Origin of the sequence: Pseudomonas sp. Colony2 (assembly GCF_019382755.1) — a bacterium.
In the GTDB taxonomy this organism is placed as follows: Bacteria; Pseudomonadota; Gammaproteobacteria; order Pseudomonadales; family Pseudomonadaceae; genus Aquipseudomonas.
Genome location: NZ_CP080030.1, coordinates 5,343,896 through 5,353,604 on the forward strand (window position 1 = coordinate 5,343,896; position 9,709 = coordinate 5,353,604).

General features: G+C 61.1%; 11 protein-coding genes. 6 read left to right on the forward strand and 5 right to left on the reverse strand.

Annotated features, from left to right (window positions below):
* Nucleotides 1–49 precede the first annotated feature (49 nt).
* On the reverse strand, nucleotides 50–484 hold the full coding sequence (locus JV201_RS21375; protein ID WP_004371158.1) for a MarR family transcriptional regulator: 435 nt from the start codon (nucleotides 482–484) through the stop codon (nucleotides 50–52).
* A 121-nt stretch (nucleotides 485–605) separates the two neighbouring features.
* Nucleotides 606–2,732: a DNA helicase RecQ gene (gene recQ / locus JV201_RS21380; protein WP_219406018.1), complete on the reverse strand. Its 2,127-nt coding sequence runs from the start codon at nucleotides 2,730–2,732 to the stop codon at nucleotides 606–608.
* 276 nt (nucleotides 2,733–3,008) lie between these two features.
* On the opposite strand from recQ, the gene JV201_RS21385 reads away from it, so the two are divergent.
* Both JV201_RS21385 and JV201_RS21390 read left to right on the forward strand, forming a co-directional pair.
* Complete coding sequence (locus tag JV201_RS21385; RefSeq protein WP_004371163.1) at nucleotides 3,009–3,596, forward strand: YecA family protein; 588 nt, start codon at nucleotides 3,009–3,011, stop codon at nucleotides 3,594–3,596.
* A 20-nt stretch (nucleotides 3,597–3,616) separates the two neighbouring features.
* On the forward strand, nucleotides 3,617–4,009 hold the full coding sequence (locus tag JV201_RS21390) for a YbaN family protein (RefSeq protein ID WP_177019582.1): 393 nt from the start codon (nucleotides 3,617–3,619) through the stop codon (nucleotides 4,007–4,009).
* Nucleotides 4,010–4,126: 117 nt separating this feature from the next.
* Here JV201_RS21390 and JV201_RS21395 read toward each other — a convergent pair whose 3' ends face one another.
* Both JV201_RS21395 and JV201_RS21400 read right to left on the reverse strand, forming a co-directional pair.
* Nucleotides 4,127–4,813 (reverse strand): HAD-IA family hydrolase, encoded by a 687-nt coding sequence (locus JV201_RS21395; RefSeq protein ID WP_004371166.1) that lies wholly within the window; start codon nucleotides 4,811–4,813, stop codon nucleotides 4,127–4,129.
* A gap of 104 nt (nucleotides 4,814–4,917) precedes the next feature.
* Entirely contained in the window at nucleotides 4,918–5,766 is an 849-nt protein-coding gene (locus JV201_RS21400; protein ID WP_087692746.1) for an oxidoreductase, read from the reverse strand.
* A 97-nt stretch (nucleotides 5,767–5,863) separates the two neighbouring features.
* Here JV201_RS21400 and JV201_RS21405 point away from each other — a divergent pair, with 97 nt between their 5' ends.
* Together JV201_RS21405 and JV201_RS21410 are read left to right on the forward strand one after the other, a co-directional pair.
* Complete coding sequence (locus JV201_RS21405; RefSeq protein ID WP_219406019.1) at nucleotides 5,864–6,760, forward strand: LysR family transcriptional regulator; 897 nt, start codon at nucleotides 5,864–5,866, stop codon at nucleotides 6,758–6,760.
* 24 nt (nucleotides 6,761–6,784) lie between these two features.
* The gene (locus JV201_RS21410; protein ID WP_177008389.1) at nucleotides 6,785–7,141 is read left to right on the forward strand and encodes a DUF2784 domain-containing protein; all 357 of its coding nucleotides are present in this window, start codon (nucleotides 6,785–6,787) and stop codon (nucleotides 7,139–7,141) included.
* Here the strand turns inward: JV201_RS21410 and JV201_RS21415 are convergent.
* Entirely contained in the window at nucleotides 7,128–8,096 is a 969-nt protein-coding gene (locus tag JV201_RS21415) for an SDR family oxidoreductase (protein WP_219406020.1), read from the reverse strand. The two genes, JV201_RS21410 and JV201_RS21415, sit on opposite strands and share 14 nt — an antisense overlap.
* 96 nt (nucleotides 8,097–8,192) lie before the next feature.
* Between JV201_RS21415 and JV201_RS21420 the strand changes: the two genes are divergently transcribed.
* Complete coding sequence (locus tag JV201_RS21420; RefSeq protein WP_032899338.1) at nucleotides 8,193–9,077, forward strand: LysR family transcriptional regulator; 885 nt, start codon at nucleotides 8,193–8,195, stop codon at nucleotides 9,075–9,077.
* Between the two features lie 54 nt (nucleotides 9,078–9,131).
* Nucleotides 9,132–9,709, forward strand: a 578-nt coding sequence (locus JV201_RS21425; RefSeq protein ID WP_219406021.1) for a DUF4337 domain-containing protein, incomplete at its 3' end; no start/stop codon positions are given.

A 9,709-nucleotide genomic window follows, 5' to 3' on the forward strand; every position in this document is an offset into this window, starting at 1 on the left:
TTCGCGAGCAAGCCCGCTCCCACATTTTTGATCTTCTGTGTACTTGGGATCAGGACTTCTCGAGATTTCCGAGGATGTGTTCATGCACCCGCATGCACACCCGCAGATCCTCTTCATCGACACCCACAAACAGCTCATGGCGCAAGGCCGTGGCGATGGTCTCGATCTGCTCGATCAGCGGCTTCGCGGTGTCGCACAGCACAATGCGCTTGGCGCGGCGGTCTTCCACCACGGCCTGGCGCTGCACCAGGCCCTGGCTTTCCAGGCTGTCGAGCAAACGGGCCAAGGTGGGCCCCTCTACCCCGACGCTCTGCGCCAGCTCACGCTGGGTAGGCGGTTCGGTAAAACGGGCCAGGTGCAGCAGCACCAGCCAGCGTGCCTGGGACAGTCCCAAACCTGCCAAGCGGCGATCCAGCTCGGCACGCCATCCTCGGGACATATGCGCCAACTGCATGCCAAAACGGTGTTGATCGGTTAACGGCATAAAAAACTCATGGATTAGACTGAAAATAAAGTGTGGCTAATTATTAGTCAGCTAAGCATGACCCATGCCAGTAGGCAAGACCCGGTATGTACTGATTCGTTACATTGTCGTAATTGGCACATCAAATCTCGAATTCCGACTGCAAAGCGGCCCTTACGCAGTACAAAACGCCCTCGGGAACGCGGCCGGTAAACAGCGGCGCAATCTCGGAAACGGGTGGCAATTCGCCTTCTCCATCCAGGAATGCATCCTGGATTTCACCGAGCAAATCTTCCGGCAGATCAAGGGCCTGCTCCAACGACAACTGCTGCTTGCCAATGGACTCGGCGAGCAAGGTGTAGACGTTCTTTTCCGAGCACTGCAGCTGCCCGGCAATCTGGATCGGGGTCATGCCGGCACGGGCGAGGCTGATCAACTCGTGGCGGATATCGGCGACCTCTTTCGGCGCCTCGACCTGGCCGCCGAGCACTTCGAGGAAGGCCTGGCCATAACGCTCCAGCTTGCGCGCACCGACGCCGCTGACCCTGGCCATCTCGCCCAGGGTAGTGGGATGGTCGCGGAGCATTTCCAGCAAGGTGGAGTCCGGGAAGATGACGTAAGGCGGCACGCTGTGTTCCTGCGCCAACTTCTTACGCAGCGCGCGCAGGGCTTCCCACTGTTCGCGCTCTTCGAAACGCACCAGTTGGCTGGCCTGGCTGGTGCTGCTCTTGGCGGTGGTTTGCGGCTTGAGGTCGCGGCGCAGCTCCAGGCTGACTTCGCCCTTGAGCAGCGGCCGGCAACTGTCGTTCAGACGCAGGCCGCCGTAGCCTTCCAGGTCGATGTCCACCAGGCCACGGGCGACCATCTGCCGGAACAGCGAGCGCCACTCGCCTTCGGCGCGGGCCTTGCCCACACCGTAGACCGAGAGTTTTTCGTGGCCGAAGCTGCGAATCTTCTCGTTGTCCTTGCCCAGCAACACGTCCACCAGGTGGCCGACGCCATAGCGCTGGCCGGTGCGGTAGATCGCCGACAACGCCTGGCGCGCCGGCTCGGTGGCGTCCCAGGTCTGCACGCCGTCCACGCAGTTGTCGCAGTGGCCGCAGGGCTTGGGCATGTCTTCGTCGAAGTAGGCGAGCAAGGTCTGGCGACGGCAGCGGGTTTCTTCACACAGCGACAGCATCGCGTCGAGCTTGTGCTGTTCCAGGCGCTTGTGGCGCTCGTCGCCTTCGGAGTTCTGCAGCATCTGCTTGAGCATCACCACGTCTTGCAGGCCGTAGACCATCCACGCATCCGCCGGCAGGCCGTCACGGCCGGCACGCCCGGTTTCCTGGTAGTACGCCTCAAGGGATTTGGGCAAATCCATGTGGGCCACGAAGCGCACGTTGGATTTGTCGATGCCCATGCCGAACGCGATGGTGGCGACCATGATCAGGCCTTCCTCGTTGAGGAAGCGCTTCTGGTGGTAGGCCCGCAGTTCGTTGGGCAAGCCCGCGTGATACGGCAGTGCCGGGTAGCCTTGTTCACTGAGGAATGCGGCGACCTCATCGACCTTCTTGCGCGACAGGCAATAGACAATGCCGGCGTCGCTGCGCCGATCGGAGAGGAACGCCAGCAACTGCTTGCGCGGCTGTTCCTTGGGCACAATGCGGTAAAAGATATTCGGCCGGTCGAAGCTCGAGAGGAAGCGCTCGGCGTTCTGCAGGTGCAGACGCTCGACGATTTCTTCGCGGGTACGTTTGTCGGCGGTGGCGGTCAGGGCGATGCGCGGGACGTTGGGGAACAGTTCCGCCAGTTGGCCCAGTTGCAGGTATTCGCGACGGAAATCGTGGCCCCACTGGGACACACAGTGGGCTTCGTCGATGGCGAACAGGGAAATTTCCAGGCTCTGCAGGAACGCCAGCATGCGCGGCTGCACCAGGCGCTCGGGGGCGAGGTAAAGCATCTTCACTTCGCCGCGCTTGATCCGGGCGGCGAGGTCGCGTTGCTGTTCGGCGCTGAGGGTGGAGTTCAGCGAAGCGGCCGCCACGCCGAGCTCTTCAAGGGTGGCCACCTGGTCGTCCATCAGGGCGATCAACGGCGACACCACCACCGCAAGCCCTTCCCGCAGGAGTGCCGGTACCTGGAAGCACAGCGACTTGCCGCCGCCGGTAGGCATCAGCACCAGGGCGTCACCGCCGTTGGCCACGCGCTCAATGATCGCACCCTGGCGGCCACGAAAACTGTCGTAGCCGAAGATGTCCTTGAGGACGCGTTGAGCCTGCTCGAGCATGAAAAACTCCAAATATCGCCGAAATCCCTCTGTACAGGCTGGTCGAAAAAGCACGCTTGAGCGGGAAATAATCCGTAAGCGAACTTTTCCCGCGACTGGCGCTTGGCCTGCAGGGGCATCACAAAACGCGGCAGTATACCCGAGCGTTACCCGGCAAAGGGTGCCGTTGGTGAATTGCCGCCGGGCTCAAATACCTCTCAAATCTGTGCTGCGGCTGGCCTGGCAGCTCAAGAAAGCCTAGAATTGCCCATCGTTTATTCCCAAGGTAGTCCGTCAATGTCCTTCGCTGAGCAACTAACCCGCCTGCAAGCCTTCCTCGATGCCGATGAGCTGCACGACGAGGCGCTGGACTACGTGGCCGCCCACGGCTATCTGACCGCGCTGTCGATCTGCTCCGATGTCGTTCCCGACCGTGAATGGATCGACGCGCTGTTCTCCGAAGAGCCTCACTACAGTGATGCCGCCCAGCGCGAAGAAATCGAATCGACCCTGCTGGCCCTCAAGGCTCACATTGGCCGCCAACTGGCTTCCGATGAAGAGTTCGAACTGCCTTGCGACCTGGACCTGGGTGAAGACCCGGACGACTCCGAACTGCGCGGCTGGTGCATCGGTTTCATGGAAGGCGTGTTCCTGCGTGAAGAGGCCTGGTTCGAAACGGCTGAAGAAGAAGTCAGCGAAATGCTGCTGCCGATCATGGTCGGTTCCGGCCTGTTCGACGAACAGCCTGAATTCTCCGACATCGCCGCCGACGCCAACCTGATGGACGACATGATCGTTCAGATCCCGGAAGCGCTGACCGCCCTGTACCTGCTGTGCAACGCACCTGACGAAAAGCCGGCGATCCTCAAGCCTCGCCACCACTAAGACAGTTGCCCGTGGCGCCCATGGGCAACCGTTCCGTGATCCTGCGTTACGCTTTGCTGGCCATCGGCTGGTTGAGCGTGGCGCTCGGGGTAATCGGCATCTTCCTGCCGGTGCTGCCCACTACCCCCTTCCTTCTGCTGGCTGCCGCCTGCTTTGCCCGTAGCTCCCCGCGCTTCTACCACTGGCTGGTGGAACACCCGCGCCTGGGGCCGTGGATCCGTGACTATCTGGATGGCAACGGGATTCCGCTCAAGGGCAAGGTGTATGCCATTGGGTTGATGTGGGTGAGTATCGGGTTTTCCTGCTACCTGGTGCCGCTGATCTGGGCGCGAGGGTTCATGCTGACCAGTGCGGTGTTGGTGACGGTTTATATTTTGCGGCAGAAGACCTTGCCCAAGGCACCGCAGGACTAAATGTGGGAGCGGGCTTGCTCGCGAATACGGTGGATCAGTCAGCACATGTATCGGCTGACACACCGTATTCGCGAGCAAGCCCGCTCCCACATTTTTAATCCAGTCGCTTTAGAGGGATCAACGCATCGGCGGCAAGCCATACGCCGCCAAATCAAAGTCAGCCAACTTGCGAATAATCTGGTCGGCATGGTGGTACTTGCTGTCCGCCATCGCCTCATCCGGCACCGCAATCGCGGTCATGTGCGCAGCCTTCGCCGCTGTCACGCCAAACGGCGAATCCTCAAACACCAGGCAATCCTCTGGTGCCACACCCAAGCGGCGCGCCGCCGTCAGGAAGATATCCGGCGCCGGCTTGGCCGCCCCGACTTCCGGGTCATCCGCCGTGACGATGGTGTCGAACAGCCCAAACCACTCACGGTGCAGCGTGGTCTTGTGGCCAAACGAATTGCGCGACGAACTGGTGCCCACGGCAATCGGAATGTTATGCGCCTTCAAGTGCCGCACCAGCGCCTCAGCACCCGGCATGCCCAAGGCCTTGGGGAAACGCTCGCTCATCAGCGGCTCGCGGATCACCAGGAATTCTGCGGGGGTAATCGGCAGGTCCAGCGCCTTGACCACGTAATCCGCCAGGTCCTGGGCGCCGCGACCAATGATGTGCTGCTTGATCCCCCAGTCATAGGTACGGCCATAGCGTTCGGCGATGATCTGTGTGACTTCGGTGTAGATGCCTTCTGTGTCCAGCAACAACCCGTCCATATCGAAAATGACAGCCTTGATCGGGACAGCGGTACGCGGTGCATTCATCACTACAGATCCGTGGGCAAAAGGACTAAAAGGATTCAGCACAATAACGGCCAGCGTTACCTGCAAGCAACCGTTACGGCCTTGTGCCGAATCCAGTCAGTGCTTCACTCGGGAAAATCCGCCCCCTCAGTTACCTCAGCCCACGCATCAAAATCCGCACTCAGCGCCTTCACCTTGGTCCGCGCAAAGGTCAACGCAGCCTTGCCCAGCAACAGGCGCAATGGCGGTTGCTCAGCCTCCACCGCCTTGACGATGGCAATCGCCGCGCGCACCGGATCACCCGGCTGCTTGCCGCTGTAGTTGCGAACCATATTGGCCCGTGCCACCGCCGTTTCCTTGTAGTCGGCAATCCCGTGAGCCGCCTCGTTGGCCGAACGCCCGGCCCAGTCGGTGCGGAACGGGCCCGGCTCGACCAGCAACACCTTGATCCCCAACGGCGCGACTTCCTGGGACAGCGCCTCGGAAAGGCCCTCCACCGCAAACTTGGTCGCATTGTAGAAACTCAGCGACGGGAACGCCGCCACACCGCCCACCGAGGAAATGTTCACGATGCTGCCCGAGCGCCGGGCGCGCATGCCGGGCAAGGCCGCGCGGGTCATGGCGCTCAAGCCCCACACGTTGATTTCGAACATGTTGCGCACGTCATCCAGGTCGCTTTCTTCGAAGGAGCCGAAGTAGCCGACACCGGCGTTGTTGACCAGTACGTCGATATGGCCGAAACGTTCTTCAGCCGCTTTGACAGCCGCCTCGACCTGGGCCTGGTCGGTAACGTCCAGCGTCAGGACCAGGGCGTTTTCTTCGTGACCGGCAACGATGTCTTGCACCTGCTGCGGATTACGCGCGGTGACCACGGTCGGGTAGCCGAGGCTCAGGGTGTGCAACGCCAGCTGGCGGCCGAAACCGGTGGAGCAGCCAGTGATGAACCAGACGGGTTTTGCGGTGGAAGTCGTCATAAAGGGCCAATCCTCGTGTGTGTAGGAAAAGTATGCGCGCCGCTGTTCTTGCTAAAAAGATGCATAATCCACAAGGCCCTTTCGGAAATACCACACAATGGACACGCCCGATTTTCAGCAGTTGCGACTGTTCCTGCAGGTCGCCCGCTCGAAAAGCTTCACCCAGGCGGCCGACGCCAGCAGCCTGTCGGTGTCGACCGTCAGCCATCGCGTGCGCGCCCTCGAGAAACAGTTGGGTGTGCAACTGCTCAACCGCACCACCCGCAGCGTCAGCGTGACCGAGGCCGGCGAGCAGTTGATCCAGAAGATCACGCCGCTGCTGGAAGAACTGCAAACCAGCCTGCACAGCGTAGCAGCGGCGACGGTCGACGCCGCCGGCACCTTGCGCCTGAACATTCCCTCCACCGCCAGCCGAATGGTCCTGCAACCGTTGCTCCAGCGCTTCCTGCGCAAATACCCGGGCATCAACCTGGAAGTGGCGGTGGACAACAGCCTGGTGGACATCGTCGCCCAGGGTTTTGACGCGGGCATCCGCTACGACCATGTGCTGGCCGAAGACATGGTGGTGGTGCCGGTGGCGACGCAGTTGCGATTCGTCATCGTCACCACGCCGCAGTATTTGCAGGGGCGCAAACTGCCCACTCATCCCCACGACTTGCTGGAGCATGAGTGCGTCAACTACCGCAGCGCGCAGACCGGCTCGCTGCACCGCTGGGACTTTGAAAAAGCCGGCAAGCAGATGCGGGTTACGGTAAAAGGCCGGCTGGCGACCAACGATGTTGAATTGATGGTGCGCGGTGCGCTGGACGGGTTTGGCTTTGCCTACGTGGCGCGCTCCAGCGTCGAGCAGTACCTGCAACGCGGTGAGTTGGTGGAGGTGCTGGACGACTGGATTGCCCACAGCGCGCTGTATTTGTATTACTTCAACCGTACGAACACGCCGAAGAAATTGCGGGTGTTTATCGAGTTCCTGAAGGAAGAATTCGGGACCTGATCCATTCAAAAAGCGAACCCCATCATGCTCTACCGCTTCGCCGCCGACGGCCTGGTGCTGTTTCATTTGTCGTTCATTCTGTTCGTGCTGTTTGGCGGTTTGCTCGCCCTCAAATGGCGACCGGTCATGTGGCTGCATTTGCCTGCCGCCGCGTGGGGCGTTGCCGTTGAAGTGTTCCATCTGCCCTGCCCGCTGACCCGCTGGGAAAATCTGTTTCGTCATTTGGCCGGGCAGGACGGATATGGCGGCGGCTTTATCGAGCATTACATCCTGACCCTGATCTACCCGGCCGGGCTGACGCCGCAGATTCAATTGGGGCTGGGCGCGCTGGTGCTGTTGATCAATATCGCGGTGTATGTACGGCTGATCAGGCGCGCTTAGGCAAGCAGCCGATACCCACCAATGTCGCCTCAACCGCCTCGTCCAAAGGCGTGTGCGGTTCGCTGCCCAATATCTGTACGAGACGGCCGTTATCCATGCGCACCTCGGTTTGCCACAGGTAACGCATTTCCTGCATCTCGCGGAAGGTGGTGACAAAGGGCGCGGCCAGTTTCAGCAGCCACCACGGGAAAGCACGTACAGAAGGCTGCTGGCCGGTCCTGCGTGACACCACCCGCTGAATCGCCTGGCTCATCTGCCGACCATCGGCATCTATGTGCCCCGCCATATGAAAGCGGGCGAAGGCATCAAGGCCGTCGCGGCGTGCAATCAACTCGACCATGGTCCTCGCCACATCAGGCAGGTAAGCCCACTGATGCCCCACGCCTGGTGCTCCCGGATAACTCACGCTGGCCACCGGTTTTGCGGGTTTGACCAGGCCTTGGGAAAACCAGCTGCTGCCGGCCTTGGCGCCGAAAAAATCGCCTGCCCGCACGATCAGCGCTCGTGCGCCCTGCCGGGTCGCCTCAAGCAAACGCCGCTCCAGCTCTACCCGGATCGCGCCCTTGCGGGTAAGGGGATGCTGCGGCGAATCTTCCTCCAACCGCGCGAATGCATCAGGCCCGAAGTTGTACACCGTGCCCGGCAAGACAATCGTCGCCCCTTCCGTGACTGCCGCCGCGATGCTGTTGTCGATCATCGGCAGCACCAGCTCCGCCCAGCGCTGGTAACCGGGCGGATTCACCGCATGCACGATCACCGAACAACCCCGGGCCGCTGCGACGACTTCCCCACGGTTCAGCGCATCACCTTTTATCCAGGTGAAATCGGCATTCTGCTTGTGAGCCTTATCCACATCCCTCGTCAGGGCGCACACCTGCCAGCCCGCAGCGAACAACTGCCGCGCCACCTCGCCACCAATCCCGCCTGTCGCGCCCATTACCAGAACCTTGTTCATGCTTTTTCCCCTGAGGGTTGTGTGATGGGGCGATTCTGTTCGCCGGCGAGCTATAGAGGAATTGCCGAAGATCATCCAGACGCTATACATTTATGCATGGCATCAAATATTGGTTGGGAGCTTTACCGGTCGTTCCTCGGGGTACTCAAGGAAGGATCGTTGTCGGGGGCCGCACGGCAGCTCGGCATCACGCAGCCCACGGTCGGGCGGCACATCGCTGCGCTGGAAAAATCCCTCAACGTGGTGCTGTTCACCCGCTCCGCCAGCGGCCTGTTGCCCACGGCGGTCGCCCTCACCCTGCGCACCCATGCCGAAACCATGGAAACCACCGCCGCCGCACTCGAGCGCGCCGCGTCGCCCCAAGGCCCCGAAGTGCGCGGCGTGGTACGAGTGTCTGCCAGCGAAGTGATCGGCGTGGAAGTCCTGCCGCCGATCATCACCCGCCTGCGCCAACAGCACCCGCACCTCAGGGTCGAACTGGTGCTGAGCAATCGCCTGCTGGACCTGCTGCAACTGGAGGCCGACATCGCTGTGCGAATGGTCCGACCCAGCCAGGAACAACTTCTGGCGAAAAGGATCGGCGTTATCGAAGTCGGCCTGCATGCGCGCAACGACTACCTGCAACAACATGGCACACCCCAGAGCCTGAATGATCTCTCAGCTCATTCAGTCATCGGCTACGACCAGGAAAGCGCCTTCATCCGCAGCCTGGCCGTCAAAGGCTTCGACCGCAGCGCCTTTTCCCTCAGCAGCGACAGCGACCTCGCACAACTGGCCCTGATCCGCGCTGGCGCCGGCATCGGTGGCTGCCAGGTCAAACTGGCCCGGCAAGACGCCCGCCTGAGCCGGGTCCTGCCCGACGCATTCGCCCTGCAACTGGACACCTGGGTCACCATGCACGAAGACCTGCGCAACAGCCCGCGCTGCCGCGTCACCTTTGACGCCCTGGTGGCCGGTTTGCAGCATTACGTACAGGATTGAGACAGCTTCGCTGGTGAAGAATCAGAGTCCCTCAAACCCTTCATAGACGCCCCCATGTCCGAAGCCTTCGAAGTCCCCAGCCCCCACGAAAAACACGTCGAACACGCCACCGAACATGCCCACCGCAGCGGAGACAATTTCGCCAGCCGCATCGCCGTGATGACCGCCATCATGGCCACCGTCGGCGCCATGCTCAGCTACCAGGCCGGCTCCACCGAAAGCGATGCGGCGATGGACAAAAACAACGCCGCCATCTTCAAGACCGAAGCCGCCAACCAGTGGAACTACTACCAGGCCAAATCCAGCCGGCAGAACCTTGCGGAACTGGCGACCCATATTCCGGGCGTTGACGCCAAGCACTACACCGATGAGATCGAGCGTTACAAAACCCAGAAGGAAGACGTGCGCAAACAAGCCGAAAAGCTTGAAGCCACCTCGAAAGAATGGGATGAAAAGTCCGAACAGGCACTGCACCAACATCACCGCTGGGCACAGGCGATGACCGCGATTCAGATCGCGATTTCGCTGGCGGCGATTACCTTGCTGACAAGGAAGGAATGGTTGAAGCGCATGGCCTACACCGCTGGCAGTGTGAGCGTGGTGCTCGGCGGGATGGCATGGTTGCATATTTA